General features: G+C 60.6%; 15 protein-coding genes and 1 pseudogene. 6 read left to right on the plus strand and 10 right to left on the minus strand.

What is annotated here, in order from left to right; all coding sequences use genetic code 11:
• Both VFU66_RS05345 and VFU66_RS05350 read left to right on the plus strand, forming a co-directional pair.
• The coding region (locus tag VFU66_RS05345; protein ID WP_326445233.1) for an aldehyde dehydrogenase family protein at positions 1-132 on the plus strand (132 nt) is incomplete at its 5' end.
• 150 nt (positions 133-282) lie between these two features.
• On the plus strand, positions 283-861 hold the full coding sequence (locus tag VFU66_RS05350) for a hypothetical protein (RefSeq protein ID WP_326445206.1): 579 nt from the start codon (positions 283-285) through the stop codon (positions 859-861).
• Between the two features lie 81 nt (positions 862-942).
• On the opposite strand, the gene VFU66_RS05355 is transcribed toward VFU66_RS05350, so the two are convergent.
• From VFU66_RS05355 to VFU66_RS05365, 3 genes are read right to left on the minus strand one after another with little or no spacing between them, the layout of a single operon-like run.
• On the minus strand, positions 943-1233 hold the full coding sequence (locus tag VFU66_RS05355; protein WP_326445207.1) for an addiction module antidote protein: 291 nt from the start codon (positions 1231-1233) through the stop codon (positions 943-945).
• Positions 1230-1496: a type II toxin-antitoxin system RelE/ParE family toxin gene (locus tag VFU66_RS05360; protein ID WP_326445208.1), complete on the minus strand. Its 267-nt coding sequence runs from the start codon at positions 1494-1496 to the stop codon at positions 1230-1232. The genes VFU66_RS05355 and VFU66_RS05360 overlap by 4 nt, the downstream gene beginning before the upstream one ends.
• Positions 1493-2311: a hypothetical protein gene (locus tag VFU66_RS05365; RefSeq protein WP_326445209.1), complete on the minus strand. Its 819-nt coding sequence runs from the start codon at positions 2309-2311 to the stop codon at positions 1493-1495. Before VFU66_RS05365 ends, VFU66_RS05360 begins: the two co-directional genes overlap by 4 nt.
• A 411-nt stretch (positions 2312-2722) precedes the next feature.
• Here VFU66_RS05365 and hmgA point away from each other — a divergent pair, with 411 nt between their 5' ends.
• Entirely contained in the window at positions 2723-4030 is a 1308-nt protein-coding gene (gene hmgA / locus VFU66_RS05370) for a homogentisate 1,2-dioxygenase (protein ID WP_326445234.1), read from the plus strand.
• 56 nt (positions 4031-4086) lie between these two features.
• On the opposite strand, the gene VFU66_RS05375 is transcribed toward hmgA, so the two are convergent.
• The 4 genes from VFU66_RS05375 to treY all read right to left on the minus strand — a co-directional run bounded on the left by VFU66_RS05375 (position 4087) and on the right by treY (position 13061).
• The gene (locus tag VFU66_RS05375) at positions 4087-7047 is read right to left on the minus strand and encodes a TonB-dependent receptor (RefSeq protein ID WP_326445210.1); all 2961 of its coding nucleotides are present in this window, start codon (positions 7045-7047) and stop codon (positions 4087-4089) included.
• A gap of 55 nt (positions 7048-7102) precedes the next feature.
• A complete protein-coding gene (locus VFU66_RS05380) occupies positions 7103-8323 on the minus strand; it encodes a hypothetical protein (protein WP_326445211.1) in 1221 nt (406 codons plus the stop codon).
• Between the two features lie 294 nt (positions 8324-8617).
• Positions 8618-10372, minus strand: a complete 1755-nt coding sequence (gene treZ / locus VFU66_RS05385; RefSeq protein ID WP_326445212.1) for a malto-oligosyltrehalose trehalohydrolase — start codon at positions 10370-10372, stop codon at positions 8618-8620.
• On the minus strand, positions 10365-13061 hold the full coding sequence (gene treY / locus VFU66_RS05390) for a malto-oligosyltrehalose synthase (protein WP_326445213.1): 2697 nt from the start codon (positions 13059-13061) through the stop codon (positions 10365-10367). Before treY ends, treZ begins: the two co-directional genes overlap by 8 nt.
• 246 nt (positions 13062-13307) lie before the next feature.
• Between treY and treS the strand changes: the two are divergent.
• The 3 genes and pseudogenes from treS to VFU66_RS05405 all read left to right on the plus strand — a co-directional run.
• Positions 13308-14984: pseudogene (treS, locus tag VFU66_RS05395) on the plus strand (maltose alpha-D-glucosyltransferase); the annotation flags it as partial.
• Positions 14985-15156: 172 nt separating this feature from the next.
• The gene (locus tag VFU66_RS05400) at positions 15157-16356 is read left to right on the plus strand and encodes a hypothetical protein (protein WP_326445214.1); all 1200 of its coding nucleotides are present in this window, start codon (positions 15157-15159) and stop codon (positions 16354-16356) included.
• A gap of 55 nt (positions 16357-16411) precedes the next feature.
• Entirely contained in the window at positions 16412-17146 is a 735-nt protein-coding gene (locus tag VFU66_RS05405) for a mechanosensitive ion channel family protein (protein ID WP_326445215.1), read from the plus strand.
• An 11-nt stretch (positions 17147-17157) separates the two neighbouring features.
• Here VFU66_RS05405 and fucP read toward each other — a convergent pair whose 3' ends face one another.
• From fucP to VFU66_RS05420, 3 genes are all read right to left on the minus strand, one after another.
• Entirely contained in the window at positions 17158-18489 is a 1332-nt protein-coding gene (gene fucP / locus VFU66_RS05410; RefSeq protein WP_326445216.1) for an L-fucose:H+ symporter permease, read from the minus strand.
• A gap of 97 nt (positions 18490-18586) precedes the next feature.
• Positions 18587-19591, minus strand: coding sequence for a zinc-binding alcohol dehydrogenase family protein (locus VFU66_RS05415; RefSeq protein WP_326445217.1), 1005 nt, complete (start codon positions 19589-19591; stop codon positions 18587-18589).
• Entirely contained in the window at positions 19588-20424 is an 837-nt protein-coding gene (locus tag VFU66_RS05420; RefSeq protein WP_326445218.1) for an amidohydrolase family protein, read from the minus strand. The genes VFU66_RS05415 and VFU66_RS05420 overlap by 4 nt, the downstream gene beginning before the upstream one ends.
• Positions 20425-20550 lie beyond the last annotated feature (126 nt).

Genomic DNA, 20550 nt, shown 5'->3' on the forward strand with positions numbered 1-20550 from the left:
GACCCGCGCCTCCCCTTCGGAGGCATCAAACACTCCGGCTACGGCCGCGAACTCTCCGCCGCCGGCATGCGCGAATTCCTCAACGCCAAAACCGTAGTCATCGCCTCCGCCGCTCCCAATAACATCAGCTAGTTGTTAATAACCATAGTTCGCGGGTATGCTGTTTTTTCTGTTGGTCAAAGTTTTTACTCGAAAGGGTTCGGATTTGTGGCTCTATTGGATTCTTTAGATTGGTTCGAGGTTCGACGTCACTATGAGCAACGGATTAGGGTACATAAAAACTTGATTTCGCTCGCTCGGGACAATTTGGTATTCCCATTCGCCAACCTTGCACTAGGAATTAGTGATCCGGTAGGAAACTACAGCGCAGCTGAACACGGACTCGGATCCAAAATATTAGGAACCAATGTTAATGCTGAAAGGCTGGTCCTTGACCTCGCACGAAAATTCCGATTGCTCAATAGTGCCAGCGTTGTTCCTGAGCTGATTAGGGATGCAGGCATAAAATTTTTGCAAATCGGGGTTGGATCAGAGATTTCATGTATGGTTCATCCTGAAATCTGCTGGGTCGCAAATGCTCGAACGATATGGACGCATTTAGTAATTAAGCATGCGGACAATACTGCGAAAGCCGATGAAGAACTTAGACTCTATCGAGAAGCTGATGTAACCTCTGAGATGGCTTATGCTATGTGGTCCGACATCCACGCCCAGCTAGACGTTGCGCTGACGCGGATCGCAGATTTAAGCAAGGAGTTTGCGAGACGTGCCAAGGTTGTGCCTGGTGATGTTACATACCTTTGGGCTGATGCTATAGCCTCTTCCCTATACGACCTTCACCACCCACGAGGGAAGGGTTAGATAGTGGCTCTAACTATTGGGTTGCTGATCAAGCGCCCTTTTGGAATGTCCTTCGTCGCGCCCAGTAGTTCCCGTGAAAAATCAAGCAACCAGCGTCGCCGACAACCTCACCCCAAGCGCATGAACGACCTTCAGCACCGTCCCTAACTCCGGATTTCCTGTCTCACTCAACGCACGGTACAGCGCCTCACGCGCAATCCCCGTGTCGCGGGCGAGCTGAGCAATCCCACCCCGCGCCCGCGCCACAGCGCCTAGAGCCTTTGCAATATAGCGCGGATCGTCACTCTCCAGCGCCTCGGTCAAATAGGCAGAGATTGTCTCATCATCCGTCAGAAACTCCGCCGCGTCATACGTCTTTGTCCGCACTCTCATCGCCTATCCTCCTCATCGATATCGAGCATCTCCGCAAGCGCTCTCGCTCGCCTGATGTCCTTTACCTGCGTGCTCTTGTCGCCGCCGCAAAGCAAAATAATCACAACACCATTCCGGTTCACGTAATACACGCGGTATCCCGGTCCGAAGTCGATCTTCAACTCAAAGATGCCGCCGCCCAGATTGCGGTGATTGCCGGGATTCCCATCTGCAAGCCGGTCAATGCGAGTCAGAATCCTCGCTCGCCCCTGCCGGTCTTTCAACTTCGCCAGCCACTCGGCAAATTCCTCTGTTCTACGAATCTCGACCAGTGCCCACCTCTGTTAAACTCATACTGTAACCCATGAGTTACACGACTGCAAGGCATTTGCGGAGTGGGGGTTGGGTGGTCAGGGTTGTCAGCTACGGCGTTGACTTCGGGGAGAATGGCTGTTCCCGGATGTGAGTTCGGTAGGATGAGCGGCCGGGGCGTGGGGGGTTGGAGGGTGCGGGCGCTTTGTGTCTCTTCCTTCATCTTGCGGATTCTGAATTCTCTTTCGCTTTCGCGGAGTGCTTCTTCCTTGCGATAGAGTTCCTGTTCCCTGGCATCGACATCGCGGATTTTGCCTTCGAGGATGTATTGGCGCGTGAGGCGGCGGGGGTGGGGAGCTTCGGCCTGGGGCGCGAGCGGGCCGAGTTCGGGATGGATTTCGATCTGCTCGACGATGGCCTCGTGGGGCTTTTCGTCCTCGGGCTGGATGTGCTGCTCTTTGGGAAGGTTGCGGACGGCGATCTGGAGGCCGTAGAGGAGAAGCCCGGCGCGGCGGGGGTCGATCTCGTTGGAGGCGATGCGCAGGAGGACCTGGCCGATGGATGCCTGGATGGCGGAGCGGTCCTCGGGCAGGGGAAGCGCGAAGGCGCCGCGGCGGCCTTTGCGGGAGCGCGGGTTGGCGGCGGGGGGACGTGTGGTGTGGTGGTAGTAGCAGAAATCCTGGTTGCGGAGCGAGGCGCTGCCGCAGCGGTGGCCGTCGGTGAAGATGTGGCGGCACTGGTAGCGTTTGGGCTGGTCTTTCGGTTGGTCTTGCTGAGTTTGTTCCATGAGTACCCCTCCCGGGAGAAAGTGCACAAAGTATTCAAAAGAAAAGACCTGAGTCCGTACTTCCGGATCAGGTCTGGGGCTGGTGAGATGTGAGTGCTTCCGCTTGGGCGGAAGGCTGACAACTGCATTTTTGGCGGTTTTCTATCTCTGTTTCTATTTTAAAGAACGGGGTAAAACTAAGCCGCCACTTTTGGAGGAACTATTTTGGGAGTGGAAGTGGTTTGGTTTGTTTCGGTTTGTCGATTTTGAACGTTGGGTTTTGGATTCTGAGGGCTTGACACCAACTGGCAGCCGCGCACTGAGACCTGCGGAATGAAGCATCTACTCGCCGCGCGCGTGCCGCCCGGTTTCAGCTAAGCTACCTTGTCCACGCGGAGCGCGAAACCTCCGCAGCGAAAAAACGAGGTGCCCATGCTCAAATACTTCTCCGGCTTCGGCAATGAGTTCTCCACCGAAGCGCACGCCAACGCGCTGCCTATCGGCCAGAACTCCCCGCAGAAGCCGCCGCTCGGCCTCTACACCGAGCAGCTCTCCGGTACGCCCTTCACCGCGCCGCGTCACCAGAACCGCCGCACCTGGACCTACCGCATCCGCCCGTCCGTTATGCACCCGCCGTACCAGCGCATTGCCAACGGCCTCATCCGCTCCACCCCGTTCCACGAAGTCGAGACCACGCCCAGCCAGCTTCGCTGGGACCCACTCCCTATCCCGACTGCGCCGACAGACTTCATCGACGGACTGACCACCCTCGCAGGCAACGGCGACCTTTCAATGCACTCCGGCCTCGCCATCCACATCTACGCGGCCAACACGTCGATGACCGACCGCTACTTCTACACCGCCGACGGCGAGCTGCTCTTCGTCCCGCAGCTCGGCAGGCTCGCGCTCCACACCGAGCTTGGCATCCTTGAAGCCGCGCCCGGCGAGATCGCCGTCATCCCACGCGGCATCAAGTTCCGCGTGGAGTTATTGAAAGATAACCAAAACACTAAAGATTTAGCTGCGCGAGGCTACCTGCTTGAAAACTACGGAGCCACGCTGCGACTGCCGGAGCTGGGACCGATCGGAGCCAATGGCCTCGCCAACTCCCGCGACTTCCACACTCCGCACGCCGCCTACGAAGACAAAGACAACTCGAAATTCCAGGTCGTCGCCAAGTTTCAAGGCAATATCTGGGCCACTGACTTCGACCATTCGCCGCTCGACGTCGTCGCCTGGCACGGCAACTATGCTCCCTACAAGTACGACCTCAGCCGCTTCAACTGCATCAACACCGTCAGCTTCGACCACCCAGACCCGTCGATTTATACGGTGCTCACCTCGCCCAGCGAACTGCCCGGCACCGCGAACGTAGACTTCGCCATCTTCCCTCCGCGCTGGATCGTCGCCGAGCACACCTTCCGCCCCCCGTGGTTCCATCGCAACTTTATGAACGAGTTCATGGGCCTCGTCACCGGCGAGTACGACGCCAAAGCCGAAGGCTTCGTCCCCGGCGGAGCGAGCCTGCACAACTGCATGTCCGGCCACGGGCCCGACGCGGAGAGCTATGAGAAAGCCATCGCCGCCGACCTGAAGCCCGCGAAGCTCGACGCCACGCTCGCCTTCATGTTCGAGACGCGCTTCGTCGCCCGGCCTACGAAGTTCGCCATGGACACCGCCGCGCGCCAGCACGAGTACTACACCTGCTGGCAGCCGCTCAAACGCTACTTCAAACCCTGAAATACAAAAGGCCGGGAGAAGTTTCTCCCGGTCTTTTGTTCTGATTCGAAGACAGATCAGAAGTTGAACGAACCTTGCAGCATGATCGTTCTGACCGCCGTTCCGCTGGCGAACGGACGTCCGGCGAGCGAGGTGAACTGCCCAAAGCGTGACGAGGACAGCCAGGCGGTCGGCGTGCCGTAGGGAACCATGTTGAAGAGGTTCGAGATCTGTGCGCCGAGCGTGAAGTTGTACTTGTGACCCGAGCTTCCACCAAAGCCTCCGCGACCGCCGCCGAATCCGCGGCCACCGCCTTCATGACGGCCGCCTCCCGGTCCGCCGGGGCCACCGGGACCGCCTTGACGCGCCGCCGCGCCGGTACGCTCGCCAAAGCCGAAGACGCGCGAGATGCGCATGTTGACCGTGGCGTTTGCCGAGGAGGTGCAGTAGTTGATGGGCACCGCAGTCAGATTCAGGCTATCGCCCGTCACAGGGTCAGTGTCGCTGGAGGTGAAGGCGGCACGGTCGCGGCAGTTTCCGCTGTCGCCTTGCGCGAACCATGGTCGCAGGTTGTAAACCGAACTGCCCAGCGGGTCCGTTCCCGTGAGGAGGTTGTACGGCGCGCCTCCCTGCACAATGATGAACGGGCTTGCGGTGAAGGCATACGGCAACTGGAGGTTGCCGCCGATGACACCGAACTGCCGGCGCGCAAACGACGCGCGTCCGTAGTCGGCCCTGGTGTTGGTGTTGCTGGTTGGTACAAAGCCCGAGCCAAAGGTATTGGCGTTGGCAAAGCTCAACGAGTAGAAGCCGAACATGGTGACGCGGTTCAGTTGGATGTTTGAATTGACCATGAGCTGGTTCTCGCGGAAGATGCCGGCAGACTGGTACTGGAAGTCATAGGGCGTCGTGGCTCCTGGCGTGGAGTCATAGAAGTCCCGCGTCATGAACTGGTGAACGCCGCGCGCGTTCAGGTAGTTCACCGAAACCTTGCCCAGCCTGCCCAACTGCTGGTCGACGCCAATCGCTGCCTGCAAGGTATATGGGCTGCGTATTCCCGTGCCAAGCTGCGTGATCTTCACGCGCGGCGAGACCGCGGTACCGCAGTTCTCAGGATGCAACGGCGTACACGCCTTGCCCGGAGAGATGTAGGTCGAGACGATGCGGTTGGTGCCGTTGTTCTGGAGCGTGTTCAGGTAATTGCCCAGGCCGAAGCGGTCGTAGAAGATGCCATAGCCGCCGCGCACCACAGTGGTGGGGTTCCTGCCCTGTCCGCGCGGGACGCCCCAGGCAAAGGAGACGCGCGGCGCGATGTCGTGATGACTGTTGATGACGTTTTGCGCCTCGTAGCGAAGGCCGTAGCTGATGGTCAGGTTTGGCCGCACCTTCCAGTCGGTTTCGGCATAGAGGCCAATGTCGGTCACGCGCCCGTTGACCTTCGGCTTGTTGATCTTGGTCGCGCTGTACTGGCTGGGGGTGCCGCACTGGTAGGACGAGACCCCGGCGTTCTTCGCCAGGCATGGCGTCGTTTGAGTCTTATCCACGCAACCGCCCTGCGAGTTTGTGTCCGTGTTGGTGCTGACGCAGGGGTCGAGCAGGTAGGCGTAGGTGAAGTTTCCGTTGACGCCGTCGTTCGAGATCACCGAATCGCTGTCGGAGCGCAGGCGGCCACCGAGGCGGATGAAGTTCTTCTGGAGCGCAATCGACGTGTAGTTCTGCACCTCGAAGTGAGACGAGGTGGTGGTGTCAGGGCCGCCGCTGGAACCTCCCCAGGTGAAGGCGCCCTGCACGGAAAGCGTAGCGCCCGTGGCGATCGGGTTGCTGGTCGAGCGGTCGTGCTCGTACTCAAAGCGCGTCTCGTTGATGATGCGCGGGCTGACGATCTGCGTGTCGCTGATCTGGATGGTGTGCGCGGTGAAGTCGGAGTTCGTGCCCATGGACGGCAGGTTGGAGCCGCCAATGCCGCTGTTGGTGGAACTGCTGGTGTTGAATTGGTAGCGCGCGGTCAACGTATTCTTTTCGCTCAGTGCGAGGTCGATGCGCGGGCTGAGGTCCGTACGCGAGTCGGGCTGAAGCACGGCGCGGTTCGCCTCCGGATAGGAGGAGAAGTACGTGCAGGTCTGATCGCCGGGCTGGCAGGGCGTTGTGTCGGTCGCGGACTTGGCGTAGTAGCCGCCGGGGTTGATGATGCTGTTGTTGTTGATTGACCGGTGCGAGCCGCCCACCGTGAACGAAGCCATGTGGTTGAGCGGGCCGCTGAAATTGCCGAACATGAAGACGGTGTGATAGTCCGGCTGCGAGTTCGCGGCGCCAAGAAACGGGTTCGAGGTATTGAATGCCTTCATGCCGCCCTGGGCGCTGAAGAAGCCGTGGAACTTGTCCGTGCCGGGCTTGGTGAAGACCTCGACGCGACCGTAGCCGAGCCGGTCGTACTGCGCCGAAAACGGGTTCTGGTTGATGCGGATCTCGCGGATGGAGGATTTGGGCGGCAGTTGTCCGCCGGTGAATCCGTCTACGTAGATCTGTCCGCCGTTCGGTCCTGCCGACGGTCCGGCAAGTGCAGACAACTCCGACGAGAGTTCGTCAGGGTCGTCGGAGAGGGCTTCGAGGTCTTTGCCCTTGATGACTGTCGAGCTTGCATTGCTGTCCGGGTCTACGCTGACCTGCGCAGTCTGCGTCGTCACCTGGACCTCCTGCTGCGCCTGGATCACCATCTTGATGTCGAGGCTGAGGTTCTGACCTGCTGTGAGATGCAGTCCCTGTTTTACGTATGTGGCGAAGCCCTGCATGGTCACAGTCACGGAATACGCGCCCGCGGGAACGTTATGCAGCACGTAGGTGCCTTCGCTGGTGGACTGCGTCGTGAGCGCCTTGCCATGCGCCGGGGTGAGCGTGACTGTCGCGCCGGGAATCAGCGCGCCGTCGGGGTCGGCCACCGAGCCGCTTATCGAAGCGCCAGTCTGCTGCGCCCTCGCCGCCAGCGGCGCAAAGGCAATCGATCCAAGCAAAACAACCTTCAAAATTGCACGAAATGACATTACTTCTCCTGAAACAACTCTTGCATTGCTACTGGTTAACCAACTACGAGGTCACTCACTGTTGCTGCGCGCCGCCCATATCCGGGGCGCTCCCGCTGACATCCCAGGGAGACAGCGTCATGTCGGAAGACCCGCTGGGCGCTGCCTGCAGAATTGGTTCGACACCGGAGAGCAGCGTGATGGCCGTCACCTGCGAGCTTGCGGGGTCCGACTCGGACGCCACAACCATCACCGCATCTCCGACCTTGAGATCTGCAATCGTCTCCAGCGGCAGACGGTTCACCAACTGAGAGAGGCTTGCCCCGGCATTCCCCGACCCGCGCGCGCCCATGCTGCCTTCGCCGCGTCCGCCTTCCGGCCGTGCTCCCTCAGGGCGTGCTCCTTCCGGCTGACCTGCGCCACGACGCTGGCCACCAGCGGCCACTGTGCCGCGCGCACGCGCTGCAAACATCATCGCGGCCTGCGGAGGAAGTGTATGCACGTTTGAGTTCGCTGTGACCTTCACCGTCATCGTGCGCTTGGTCGCCAGGTCCTTCAGCGTTAGCGTTCCATCGGCTGTATCGATTGTCTTGATCAACCCGGACAGATTCTTGAAGGAGCCGCTGACGACTTCATCAGCCTGTAGAGACAGCCCATCGTCGGACCTTGCGCCGCGCGCGCGCAGCTGGTCGCCCGCATGGACCTGAGCGAAGGAGCTGGAGACTGCATCCTCAAACTTCACCGAGTCTCCGGCATAGCGCCGGAAGATGGTGCTGCCGGACGTATGCACGGCGATCTTCTTCGTCCCTTCGAGCACGGTCAGGGTGCCGGTAGCCGGATCGACGGCTGCCACAATGCCGCCCATGCCGCGTTTCTGCCAGTCTGCCTCTTCTGTGGCGCGCTTCTCGGCAATTGCAGTGGACTTCATCAGGATGACGCGCAGTGCAGTCAGGGTTCCGGCGCTGTTGCCTGCTTTCCCCGTCGCCAGAATGCGATCGCCAACGGAGACCCCCGTAAGCGGAATCGTCTGGGCATCCTTCAGGTTCGTGCTGCCTGGAGCCAGTTGCAGGATGCGCGCGCCGTCAGGAACGCTGACGACGACCTGCTCTCCCTTGTCGGTGGCGATGGTCAAGCTGTTGCCGGTAATGGCCTTGACGGTTCCGAGAGCCCGCGTCATCGCTTCAGGTGCGGCGGCCTGCGCCTGAGGCACTTTACCGAATGCCGGCGCGGTGCACGCCCCAAACATTAGCAGCCCCGCGACCAGCGATGTAGAAAACACACCAGCCTTCGTCAACATTGTTCTGTCCTTACCCTCACGATTCGGTAGATGCCCGAGAGAAATGGCGGGCGATGATCGAAACCACGCTTTCGCGCCACTGCTAGAAAAGACGGATTGCAGGAATAAAAGTTTCCGCAAACGGCAAGACTTTTCTATTGAATTCAGAGGAGATACCTGCCCAGCGGCGCGCAAAAACTTAATCCAATCTTAAGAAGGCATGGACGAGTCCACACGCTACGGCAAGGGCAGGAAGCCTTTGTCTCGCTTGGTCTCTCTTGTCCAGAATAACAGTCTTGAAGCCGGGCATTTGGATCAAAGACCCGCCTGCTCGCTGGAGACGATTGCCAGCGTATCGGGCGGCAGTACGATCTTCCTTTGCTTGACGGTCACGTCCTCGCGCGAAGCCAGCATGAGATGGAACCCGTCTTCCACATCGAACTCCGCAGGTGCTGTTCCGAGATTGAGCAACGTTTTGACCGGTCCGCGGTCTATCAGGAGCCAGCGCCGGTCTTCGTCGAACTGCACGCTGATGTGACGGAGGTCGCCGTCGTTGAGCGCGTGCGAGGCGCGCCTGAGGTGAATCAGCGCGCGATACCATTCGAGCATTTCATGGTGGCGGCCCTCGCGCGTCTCGCTCCAGTGCAGCTTTGAGCGAGAAAAGGTGTCCGTGCTTCCGGGCTCGGGGATTGCTGCAGGGTCCCATCCGAAGGCGGCGAACTCCCGCTTGCGACCTTCGGAGACGGCCTTTGCCATCCCGGGCTCGTCGTGGTCGGCGAAGTACTGAAACGGCGTCGAGGCGGCAAACTCTTCTCCCTGGAAGATCAGCGGAATTGCGGGAGAGGTCATCACTACGCCTGCGGCGACCTTCGCGCGGCCGATTCCAACGATGCTCGCCAGGCGATCTCCGATGGCGCGGTTGCCCACCTGATCGTGGTTCTGGATGAAGCCGATGAAGCTGTGCGCCGAGAGGCGTTTCACAGGGCGACCATGCGAATGCGAACGGTAACGAGAGTAGACGCCGTCATAGACAAACATCTTCGTCAGCGACTTCGCCAGCATGGCTAGCGAACCAAAGTCGGCGTAGTAGCCCTTTTCGTGACCATTCGGGTTTAGTACGGTAAACAGCGCATGATGAAAGTCGTCGTTCCATTGCGCGTCCATGCCATAGCCGCCCGACTCGAGCGGCGTCACGAAGCGGGGGTCGTTGAGGTCGCTCTCGGCGATGACGACGAGCCTTCGGCCTGATGCGAGTGCGAACGACTCGACTACGGTTGACAACTGTTCCATGAAGTGGACAGAGGAACGATCTACGAATGCATGGACCGCGTCGAGGCGCAGGCCGTCGAGATGGTAGTCGCGGAGCCACATCAGTGCGTTGTCGCAGAAGAAGCGGCGCACCTCGTCACTGCCCGCGCCTTCAAAGTTCACCGCATCGCCCCACGGCGTGTTGTGAGTCTTCGTCAGGTAAGGCGCGAAGCTCGTCGCGTAGCTGCCTACCGGGCCGAAGTGGTTGTAGACCACATCGAGCAGAACGGCCAGACCTCGATGATGGCAGGCATCGACAAGTCGCTTCAGGCTATCGGGGCCGCCATACTTCTGCGCAACCGCGAACAACGCCGCGCCATCGTAACCCCATCCGAACCGGCCGGGGAACTCGGCCAGCGGCATCAGTTCAAGGTGCGTGATGCCGAGTTCGGCAAGATAGTCGAGCCTATCGATTGCCGCGTCGAATGTGCCTTCGGCGGTGAAGGTGCCGATATGCAGTTCGTAGATCACCGCACGTGCGAGCGGCGGAGCTTTCCAGCCGCCGTCATTCCAACGGAAGGCGCTGTGGTCGTAGAGGCGCGAAGGACCGTGCACCCCGGATGGCTGCCATGCGCTGCGCGGATCGGGAAAGGCCACGGCATTGTCATTCAGTACGAACGCGTAGTCCGCGCCGGGGTGTGCGGCATCGACACGCGCGCTCCACCATCCATGCTCATCCGGTCCGTTCATCGGAGAAAGCACATCGCCGACTTTGACTGAGAGCTTGCGCGCACCGGGCGCCCATACGCGGAACTCATGCATCGCCCGCACCCTCTTCTTCACGAACGAGCAGTGCCACGGGGAACTCCTTCGACAGCGCACGCATGGAGACTTTGCCGCCTTCGACTGCCGCGCCGGTGAGCCTGTTTCGCCATCGTCCTTGCGGCAGCACGACCGCCGTATCGCGCCACGTGCCGAGCAGCTTGATCGTCAGGCGCGGGACGATGGTGGCCACGGAGTCTCCGCGCAGGTAGGCGATGACGTGCTCGCGCTTGGCTCCCTCGACCGCGAGTGGCGTGTACTCCGCGTCCGCGCTGAACCACTGCTTCTTCTCGCGCCGCAGCCGAAGCGCCTGATAGATGATCCACATCTTGGGCAGTCCTTCGTCAGCGCGCGCCATGATCCGCGCGGCTGTGCCTTCGCCGCTCATCGCGCGCAGTTCGTCCAGTAGACGCCTACGCAGCGCATAGTCCACCGGTCTGCGGTTATCGGGGTCCACCAGGCTCATGTCCCACAGCTCCGTTCCCTGATACAGATCGGGCACGCCGGGGGCGGTGTGTTTGATGAGAGTCTGAGCCAGCGAGTTCACCCTGCCCGCACCTTTGACTCGCTCGACAAACTGCTGTAGCTCATGCAGAAATGGCGCGTGAGCAAGTGTTGCCTCGACGAATACGCTCAACGCATGCTCGAACTCGGCATTGTTGGCTACCCATGATGTCTGCTGCTTGGCCTCGCGTACAGCCTTGAGCATATAAGCCTGGGCGCGGTCGAGCGGCAGCGGCCACGCGCCAATCAGTGTCTGGTAGTAAAGATACTCGGTATTGCGGTCAGGCATCGGCGCGCCGCCGGGGCCTTCCGTGCGGAACATGCTGTTCATCCGCGACCATCGCTGCACCGCTGCGCCGAACCGTGCGGGCATCTCCGACAACGCGGCCAGTCTTGCGCGCACATCGTCGCTGCGCTTGGTGTCGTGCGTGGCCAGCGCCGTCATCGTCAGAGGATGTGTTGCCTGCATCTTCCGGCAATACGTGTGAAACTCCTCGATGCTCAAGCCGTTGTGCCCCGGATCGTTGCCCACCTCATTCATGGCCGTCAGCCGGTTGTAGCAGTAGAACGCAGTATCTTCGATGCCCTTCGCCATGACCGGGCCGGTGAACTGCTGAAAGCGAAGCAGGAACTCGCTCTCCTTCTTCCCTCGGACTTCAAGCGTCAGCACATCGCGGATGAAGTCAAACAGGCCGCCGTCGATGTCCTGCCGCCTCTGCTTGGCGCACTCCGTAGCATGTGCGATGTTCTCCCTGTCTTCATCGGTGATCTCGTCGCGCTCCGGCATCACGTAGGTCCGGTATACAGGGAAGCACGCGGCCATCTCGCGGATGGCGCGCCGCATCTCGGCCCTCGTGTAGTCGCGGCGGTCGCGGTTGGACTCGCAGATCTCGACCAGCAACGAGGTCAGCCGGTTGACGTCGCTGCCCAGTGCTTCCTGCGTGACGGCGAGCTTCTTCTCATGCGCGATGGCATGAAACTCCGTTGACTGCCCAGTGAATTGACCGTAGATCGTGTTCAGTTCAGCCATTCCTTCGGGCGACACGAGCACACCGCCGACAGCGTTCATAAATTCGTAGCCGGTGGTGCCCTGGACCGGCCAGTTGTCGCGCAGAAACTCCCCCGGCTCCAGGATTTTTTCGACGACCACCCACGCATCGGGTGCTTGTTCGCGAAGACGTTTCAGATACGCAAGTGGGTCGCGCAGGCCGTCTGGATGGTCCACGCGCACGCCGTCGAGCACTCCGCTGCGCAGCCACTCGAGTACCAGCGCGTGAGTCTCCTCGAAGACATACTCACGCTCGATGCGCAGGCCAACCAGCGAGTTCACGTCGAAGAAGCGGCGATAGCCCAACTGCTGCCCAGAGGTCTTCCAGTACGCGAGACGGTAGTGCTGCTGGTTCAAAAACGCATCGAGCGCGTCTTCGTTGTCATTCAGCTCCGCTACGGAACGGTCGATGGCCGCGACGACGCGCGGCTCCTCCTCACAGAGCCGCGCCAGCAGCCTGAAGAGCACGGTCTTGTCGCGGTGCCGCGCAAGGATTGTTCTTCGGTCGCCGTACTCAGGCGCAGGCAGCCGTGCGAACGATGCCGACAGAAAGTTCAGCTCGTCTGATTTTGCGTACTCGGCAGCGCGTGAAAGAATCATCGGCAACGACCACGCGGGTGCAACGGGAAAGGTCTGCCCGCTCGCCTCCACCTGAAACGCATTGCCGTGACGCGCAACTTTGATTCCGCCTGCCTGAAGCACACGTCCATACTGGTCGCTGAGCACGGGAGCAAGCACGCGGTCGCGCAGCCGCTCCTCCTCCGGCTGCCAGTCGATGTCGAAGAACGAGGCATAGCGGCTTGCCGTACCGTTTTCCAGCACATCCCACCAATAACTGTTTTCGCGGCCCAACGACATGTGGTTCGGCACCACATCGAGCACCTGTCCGAGTCCGGCTTCGCCTAATCGCGCGCAAAACCGCTGATGTGCAGATTCGCCACCCAGTTCACGGTTTACATGATGATGGTCCACCACATCGTATCCGTGCATACTGCCCGGAGCAGCCTGTAAATATGGAGAGCAATACACATGCGACACACCCAGCTCCGCCAGATAGCCGGCGACCTCCGCTGCATCGTCGAAGGTGAACTCTCGATGCAACTGTAGCCGGTAGGTGGAGCATGGAGTTCTCAGCATGAAGATTGCACCTTTCCTTGAAGCGGGCCCTTCTGCCAATAACTCGCTGTGCCCCAGAGTCACGGGGTTGCAGATCGCGTGGATTGAATGGCAGATAACGAATTAGAAGCTCAATCTTGTGAACGGGGTTGTACCGTTCCGGCATTTTGCGGCCGCCATCAGCAACCGCACGCCACGCGCTGTGCATCTGTTCTTATAAAATTGCGGCGGCTAAAATTTGCACCGGCATGGAAGGCTGAGACCCACGTGAAGAAACCCGGCAGCGCCACAGATCCACTCTGGTACAAGGACGCCATCATTTATGAGCTGCATGTCCGCGCCTTTCAGGACTCGAACAGCGACGGCATCGGCGACTTTCCCGGTCTCATCTCGCGCCTCGATTATTTACAGGACCTGGGCGTCACGTGCCTGTGGCTGCTGCCTTTTTTTCCTTCACCGCTGCGCGACGATGGCTACGACATCGCCGACTATACGGGGGTCCATCCAAGCTACGGCACCATCGACGACTTCAAACGCTTCCTTGCCGCCGCTCACCAGCGCAACATGCAGGTGCTCATCGAATTGGTCGTCAACCACACCTCAGACCAGCATCCATGGTTCAAGGCCGCGCGTCTTGCTCCCCCCGGCTCGCCCGAGCGCGACTTCTATGTCTGGTCGCCCACCGATCAGATTTACAAAGACGCGCCCATCATCTTCCGCGATACGGAAAAATCCAACTGGACATGGGACGATACGGCTAAGGCGTACTACTGGCATCGCTTTTTTTCGCATCAGCCCGACCTGAACTTCGACAACCCCGCCGTGATGGAAGAGGTGCTGAAGGCGATGCGCTTCTGGCTTGACCTGGGGGTGGACGGCTTCCGTCTCGACGCCATTCCGTATCTCGTCGAGCGCGACGGCACCGCCTGCGAGAGCCTTCCCGAGACGCACGCAATCATTCGCCGTATCCGCGCAACGATTGACGCCGAGTACACCAACCGCTTCATCCTTGCCGAAGCCAATCAGTGGCCCGACAAGGTGCGCCCCTACTTTGGCGACGGCGACGAGTGTCACATGTGCTTCCACTTCCCTCTGATGCCGCGCATCTACATGGCGCTGCGACAGGAGGACCGTCTGCCCATCACCGACATCATGGCGCAGACCCCGGCGCTTCCCGATGCATGCCAGTGGGGGCTGTTCCTGCGCAATCACGACGAGCTGACGCTGGAGATGGTCACGGACGACGAGCGCGACTATATGTACTTCGCCTACTCGGCCGACCCGCGCATGAGGATCAACTCCGGCATCCGCCGCCGCCTTGCGCCTCTGCTGGACAACAACCGCCACCGCATCGAGCTGCTGAACTCGCTGCTGTTCAGTTTTCCCGGCACGCCCATCCTCTACTACGGCGATGAGATCGGCATGGGCGACAACATCTATCTGGGCGACCGCAACGGCGTGCGCACGCCCATGCAGTGGAACTCCGACCGCAACGCGGGCTTTTCAACCGCCGTGCCCGAGCGGCTCTACTTCCCCGTCATCATGGACCCCATCTGGGGCTATCAGGCCATTAACGTCGAATCCGAGCTTGCCGACCAGTCTTCGCTGCTGCACTGGACGCGCAATATGGTCGCGCTGCGCAAGCTCTTCCATGTCTTCGGGCGCGGCACGCTGGAGTTTCTGAACCCGGAAAACCGCAAGGTGCTCGCGTATCTTCGACGCTACGAGGATCCGGCCACCAGCACGAGCGAGGTCGTACTGTGTGTGGCCAACCTCTCGCGCTTCGCGCAGCCGGTCTCGCTTGATCTCGCGCAGTTTAACGGGCGCACTCCTGTTGAAATGCTCGGGTATGTACCCTTCCCGTCCATCACGGCACAGCCCTATCCGTTGACGCTTGCGCCGTACTCCTTCTTCTGGCTTGAACTTCAACAGCCGGCAGTACCGGATAACCATTCTGAGTCCTCCAACGTCTTTCCATAGACCAACCGCATCTAAAGCTGCTGTAACTGCCGCGCGTCAGCCTGAATATTTTCCTGCCATCGATCTTCATTCAGCGTCAGAATAACTACACGTATTCGGACGACGCCTTTAACAGCAGAGGGACCAGAACAATCCGATGGCCTCCACCCAAGCCAATCTCGATGTCGCGCCGGAAGTCGCAGCACCCGCGAGCAGTCTTCTTGTCAGCCTCACGTCGCTGCCACAGGGCGCGCTTGAAACCGCGCTTGCCAACCTCGCGCTCGCCTTCCCCGCGCAGACGGTGCTGGTTGCCACGCCTGACGCCGTGCCGGGCATCTCCTCGGGAGGCCCGCTGCGGCTGGTGCAATACGCTCCTCAGGTTGCCTCCAGCGCCTCATGGCTGCTGACTGCGGCGGACTTTCTCAACACGCTGAAGCTCGTCGAAGAACAGCAGGCGGCTGCCTGTCTTCTGCTGGGGCCCGAGTCGCACACCTTGCAGCCAGAGGCCATCCGCGCGCTGGCCACCTCCGCTCTCACGTTCGACCTGACAGTGGCGCGCTACACCCTGGGTCCACATGAAGGGCTCGTCAACTCGGCCATCCTCTTTCCTGTTACGCGCGCGCTCTTCGGCACGCGGCCGCGCTTTCCGCTGGCTATCGACCTGGGTCTTTCGCTGCGCATGGTTACGCGGATGGCTTCGGTCGCACAGAAGTTCATTGGCACAAACCAGCCCGAGGCGCTGCTGTGGCCGGTTTCGGAGGCAGCCGCTGCCGGCTACTCCATTTCCGAAGCCGACATCGGCCCGCGCGCCATTCCTCACGCCGCCGCCGGCGACCTCAACTCACAGCTTGCCCTCATCACAGGATCGCTGTTTGCCGAAGTCGATGCCAAGGCTTCCTTCTGGCAGCGTGCGCGCACGCCCTTGCCGCTGCGTCAGCCGCTTCCTCCGCTGTCTGCCGCCGAGTCTGCGCCGGATGTCTCCTCGATGATCGAAACCTTTCGTCTTGCCTATGCCAATCTGCATGACATCTGGGCGCTCGTCTTACCGCCCAACTCGCTGCTTGGGCTCAAAAAACTTCACGCGTCTCCGGCAACATCTTTCCGTATGCCGGACGAGTTGTGGACACGCATCGTCTACGACTTCATCCTGGCCTATCGTCTGCGCACCATCAACCGCGGCCACCTGCTCGGGGCGCTGACTCCGCTATATCTCGCATGGGCCGCGTCCCACCTCATGCTGACTGCCTCAAACACTCCGACGCCGGAGCAGCACATTCAGGAGCAGGCCGCTGCCTTTGAAATCAGCAAACCCTACTTCGTCTCGCGGTGGCGGTGGCCCGACCGCTTCAACCCCTGACCGGCAATATGCGTCAAAACCGGGAGATAGAAGTTAGATGACAGGAGCACACACCATGTGGCAACAAGTCGAACTCGCGCTCAGCCAATCCACCCATCGCGTGATGGTAAAACTTGCCAGCTTTCTACCCGCGTTGTTTGCCCTGCTCGTCGCCATCCTGGTCCTCACGCTCATCGGCGCCGGTGTTGCTGCGCTGCTCAGGCGCATCCTGACGTCGGCCCGCTTCGATGAGCGACTGGCGCGCAACTCGATTCACGCCGTCTCCGACTGGGTGCCTTCGCACAGCCCCACTCAACTGGTGGCGCGCATCGTCTTCTGGGCGATGGTGGTGATTGGCTGCTTCATCGGCGTTTCGGCGTTCGATGCGGCGTATCCCGGCGACCAGCAGTTATCGCTGATGATTATTCCGTATCTCAGTCGCGCTGTAGGCGCCATCGTTCTGCTCATTGTCGGCACCATCATCGCGCGCTTTCTCGCGCGGTCCGTGTTGATTGGCGCTGTCAATGCGAAGCTCCAGTACGCGCGCTTTCTCTCGCTCGGCGTGAAGTGGCTGGTGCTGGTGCTGACGGCGGCCATGGTGTTGGACCACCTTCAACTCGGCGGCGTCGTGGTGGAGCTTGCCTTCGGGATTCTCTTCGGCGGCATCGTGCTGACGCTCGCGCTTGCCGTTGGATTGGGCTCACGCGAGATCGTCAGCCGTTCTTTGGAGAAGAATGTTGAGCGCGACTTCGACAACATACCCGGCGCAGGCTACAAGGCTCCGCCCCCGGACAACCTGCGCCATTTCTGACTCGATACAAATCAGTAGGCCGGTCCCGAGAGCAGTGTCCGCTGCCTGGCCTGGAAGAAACCATACACGGCCACGCCGGCGAATCCAACCATCGGCACCAGATACCCCAGCGCCCACCCTCCCGTGTGTTTGGCGATCAAACCGCCGACCGGCGGAAAGATCGCTCCGCCGACAATCGCCATCACCAGCAGCGACCCGCCCAGCTTCGTGTTGCGTCCCAGGCCTTTCAGGCCCAGAGCGAAGATAGTGGGGTACATGACCGAGATGAAGAATCCGCTCGCCACCACCGCCCAGGCACCCATCATGCCTGGTCTGAGCGCAGCCATCATCATGAGCACCGTATTGAAGACGCCGTAAAACGCGAGCATCAGGCTCGGCCGGATATAGCGCATCAGCGGTGTGGAGACGAAGCGCCCGACCGCCATCGAGATCAGGACAGCGGTCAGGTAGTGTGCGGCAGTGCGTTCGCTGACCACGGTGTATTGCTTCATGTAGGGGATCAGCATGCTCCACGAAGAGATCTGTGCGCCTACATTGCAGAAGTTCGCAGCAACGGCGATCCAGATGAGCGGCTGCCGCGCCAGTTCGGCAAAGCTGCCGTGGTCTTCGCCTTCGCCTTCGTGTTCAGAGGTGATGACCGGAAACTTCGTCATGCCAAGTATCAGCGCGCACAAGAGCACAATCGCGCCAAAGGTCAGGTACGTCGGCACCACGCGCAGCAGTTCTGTGTGCAGATAGGCGTGGTAGGTGCCCGCAGCCTTCATCGCAGCAACCTGCGTGCTCGTCTTCTCGACACCCGAGAAGATGAAGTAGGTGCCGATGATAACGCCGGTAATTGTGCCCGGAGGGTTGAACGCCTGCGAAAAGTTGAGCCGCTGCTCGGAGGTGGCCGGGTCGCCGAACTGCGCGATGAACGGGTTGGCCGCGGTTTCGAGAATCGACGCGCCGCCGCCCACCGTGAACAGCGCCACCAGAAACGGCGCGTACTGGCCGCTGGCCGCGGCGGGCCAGAAGAGAATCATGCCTGTGCCGAAGAGCACCAGCCCCAGCACCATGCCGGTCTTATAGCCCCAGCGCCGCATCACCAGCGCCGCCGGAATGGCCAGGCAGAAGTAACCGAAGAAGTTCGCCGTCTGCACCAGTTGCGCACTGAACTGCGACAGCTCGAATGACTTCCTGAACTGCTGCACCAGAATGTCGGTCAGGTTGTTCGACATGCCCCACAGAAAAAACAGCACAGTGACCAGCACAAAAGGCCACAGGTGCCCGACCGGAAAGACCGGGTGCTTCTTTCCATCCGCCTTCTGCTCTCCGGTCTTTGTTACCGGCACTGAAATCTGCATTGAACTTCCCTCGCCATTCGCTCGAATTTTCCTTTATGGGAGCGCAATCACACGCCCCTCATGCTACAGCAGAAAACTATCCATCGTCATCCGCATCTCAACCCACCTCAACCATGATCTTGGTAAATTTCGTGGGCGCGGCACTCCACTCAGCCAGTATCCGCGCAGCATCGTTGAGCGACACCATCGCGCTCACCGCATCCTCTACAGGGAACCGCTTCAACTCCAGCATCCGAATCACTTGGCGAAAGTCCTCCGGCAGTGCATTGCGCGAGCCCAGGATGTCGAGTTCCTTTTGCACAAAGAGCCGGGTCTCATAGGCCACCGGCTCCTTGGCATAGCCGATGTAGACCACGCGGCCGGTGAACGCAACCTCCTCGACCGCAGCGCGAAATGTCTGGGGCAGCCCGATCGCTTCAATCATCACATCCGGTCCGCGACCGCCGGTGATGGCCTGTAGGCGCTCGTGCAGGTCTTCGTTCTTCGCATGAATGACATGCTTCGCGCCGGCCTTCCGCGCGATCTCCAGCTTGGCGTCATCCATGTCGATGGCGATGGTCTCTGCTCCGCGAAACGCCGAGGCTGCAATCGCACCAAGCCCAACGCCGCCGCATCCAAAGACCGCGACCGCATCGTCGGCAGTCACGCGGCCCCGCGCTGCCGCATGAAACCCCACCGTGAGAGGCTCGACCAGGCAAAGCTCCTTTGCGCCGAGCTTCGCAGCGTACAGCTTCTCCCTCGGCACGCTGATGAACTCCGTCATCGCGCCGTCGCGCTGCACGCCCATCGTTTCGTTGAACTGACAGGCATTCACGCGCCCGCGCAGGCACGAAGGACACTGACCGCAGCTTGTGTAAGGTGAGAGCGTAACGAGCGTGCCGGCAGCAATCTCTCCGCCGCCCGAGACAACCTCCGCCGCCACTTCGTGTCCGGGAATGCGCGGGAACGTCACCATCGCGTTGCGTCCGCGAAATGTGTTGAGGTCCGTGCCGCACATCCCCACCATCTTCACGCGCAGCAGAGCCTCGCCCGTGCCCGCGGCGACCTCCGGCACATCCACGACTCCGGCAACTTCCGGCCCATCCAGACGAAATGCTTTCATGCTAATCCGTATACCTCAATCGCAGTGCCGCCGAATACGGCGTTCTGCTCCTCTCTGCTGAATCCCGCGAAGTAGTGGCGCAGCATCTCGAACCACTGCCGATACTGCGAAGCCACCAGGCAGACCGGCCAGTCCGACCCTGCCATCAGCCGCTTCGGTCCAAATGCTTCGACGACCACGTCGAGGTAGGGCCGCATCGTCTCGGCGTTCCATGCGGTCCAGTTTGCCTCTGTTGCCAGACCTGAGACTTTGCACCATACGTTCTCGCGCTGCGCCAGCTCGCGCATCAGCCGGGCCCACGGCTCCATCTCGCCCGCGGCAATCAGCGGCTTGGCCATGTGGTCCAGCACGAACGCCTGATTCAGATGACGGTCTACAAACTCAATCGTCTGCGGAAGATGCCGCTCGTAGATGAGGATGTCGTAGACCAGTCCGCTTCCTTCGATCGCGCGAATTCCGGCATTGAAGTCTTCACGCAGGATGTATCGCTCATCCTTCTCTCCCTGAATCACATGCCGCAGTCCCTTCAGTTTGGGTCTGCCGGCAAACTCCTCCATCATGGCGGGAAAATCCGGGCTCGCAATCGGCGCCCAGCCGACAACTCCGCGAATCGCATCGCACGTATCGGCCAGGTTGAGCAGCCAGTGCGTCTCCTCCACCGTCTGGCGGGCCTGCACCACCACCGTCCCATCGATGCCCGCAGCCGCCGTTTCGCGCGTCAGGTCGTGGGGTAGAAAATCACGTTGCAACCGCCCCATCGGCCCGTCTAGCCAGCCATACTCGGCCGCCGTATACTTCCACAGATGGTGGTGCGCGTCGATCCGCTCCGTCACACTTTCCTCCCGGGTCCCCTGCACGGCTGAAAACTGCTTTTTCAAATACGAAAATCATATCGTTAAGCCAGGCGTCCTTCATAGAGGCCCGGCAGCTGAGAAAAGCAGAACAAGAGTAACAGCCGC

Origin of the sequence: Edaphobacter sp., assembly GCF_035763405.1 — a bacterium.
Lineage (GTDB): Bacteria > Acidobacteriota > Terriglobia > Terriglobales > Acidobacteriaceae > Edaphobacter.

What these genes read in the sequence shown, in the direction of transcription:
- VFU66_RS05355 (WP_326445207.1), bottom strand. Translation starts at nt 1,233, where the DNA reads ATGAGAGTGCGGACAAAGACGTATGACGCGGCGGAGTTTCTGACGGAT.
- VFU66_RS05365 (WP_326445209.1), bottom strand. Translation starts at nt 2,311, where the DNA reads ATGGAACAAACTCAGCAAGACCAACCGAAAGACCAGCCCAAACGCTAC.
- hmgA (WP_326445234.1), top strand. Translation starts at nt 2,723, where the DNA reads ATGCTCAAATACTTCTCCGGCTTCGGCAATGAGTTCTCCACCGAAGCG.
- VFU66_RS05375 (WP_326445210.1), bottom strand. Translation starts at nt 7,047, where the DNA reads ATGTCATTTCGTGCAATTTTGAAGGTTGTTTTGCTTGGATCGATTGCC.
- VFU66_RS05380 (WP_326445211.1), bottom strand. Translation starts at nt 8,323, where the DNA reads ATGTTGACGAAGGCTGGTGTGTTTTCTACATCGCTGGTCGCGGGGCTG.
- treZ (WP_326445212.1), bottom strand. Translation starts at nt 10,372, where the DNA reads ATGCATGAGTTCCGCGTATGGGCGCCCGGTGCGCGCAAGCTCTCAGTC.
- treY (WP_326445213.1), bottom strand. Translation starts at nt 13,061, where the DNA reads ATGCTGAGAACTCCATGCTCCACCTACCGGCTACAGTTGCATCGAGAG.
- VFU66_RS05400 (WP_326445214.1), top strand. Translation starts at nt 15,157, where the DNA reads ATGGCCTCCACCCAAGCCAATCTCGATGTCGCGCCGGAAGTCGCAGCA.
- VFU66_RS05405 (WP_326445215.1), top strand. Translation starts at nt 16,412, where the DNA reads ATGTGGCAACAAGTCGAACTCGCGCTCAGCCAATCCACCCATCGCGTG.
- fucP (WP_326445216.1), bottom strand. Translation starts at nt 18,489, where the DNA reads ATGCAGATTTCAGTGCCGGTAACAAAGACCGGAGAGCAGAAGGCGGAT.
- VFU66_RS05415 (WP_326445217.1), bottom strand. Translation starts at nt 19,591, where the DNA reads ATGAAAGCATTTCGTCTGGATGGGCCGGAAGTTGCCGGAGTCGTGGAT.